1 protein-coding gene is annotated in these 438 nt (G+C 74.4%); it reads left to right on the top strand.

Annotated features, from left to right (window positions below; translation table 11 throughout):
* Positions 1-438, top strand: a 438-nt coding sequence (locus tag G3I71_RS47850) for an ABC transporter ATP-binding protein (protein ID WP_203733172.1), incomplete at both ends; no start/stop codon positions are given.

Here is a 438-nt window from a genome sequence, read left to right as displayed (position 1 = left end):
AGGGGTGACGGTCCGCTTCGGTGAACGCGCGGTCGTGGACGACGTCGAGCTGGAGGTCGCCGAGCACGAGACCGTGTGTGTGCTCGGACCCAGCGGGAGCGGCAAGTCCACCCTGCTGCGGGTGGTGGCCGGTCTTCAGCGGGTGTCGGCCGGCCGGGTCCTGCTGGCCGGCGCCGACCAGGCCGGGGTGCCCGTGCACCGGCGGGGCGTCGGGCTGATGTTCCAGGACCACCAGTTGTTCCCGCACCGCGACGTCGGCGGGAACGTCGCCTTCGGCCTGCGGATGCGCGGTTCCACCCGGCACGCCTACGAGGGCCAGGTCGCCGAGTTGCTGGAGCTGGTCGGGCTTCCCGGAGCCCAGGGCCGGGCCATCGCCTCGCTCTCCGGGGGCGAACAGCAACGGGTGGCGCTGGCCCGGGCTCTGGCCCCCTCCCCGCG

The organism is Streptomyces sp. SID12501 (assembly GCF_010550245.1).
Classification (GTDB): Bacteria; Actinomycetota; Actinomycetes; order Streptomycetales; family Streptomycetaceae; genus Streptomyces.
Note: the sequence above shows the minus strand (reverse complement) of the source record. Positions and strands in the feature narration are given on the sequence as shown.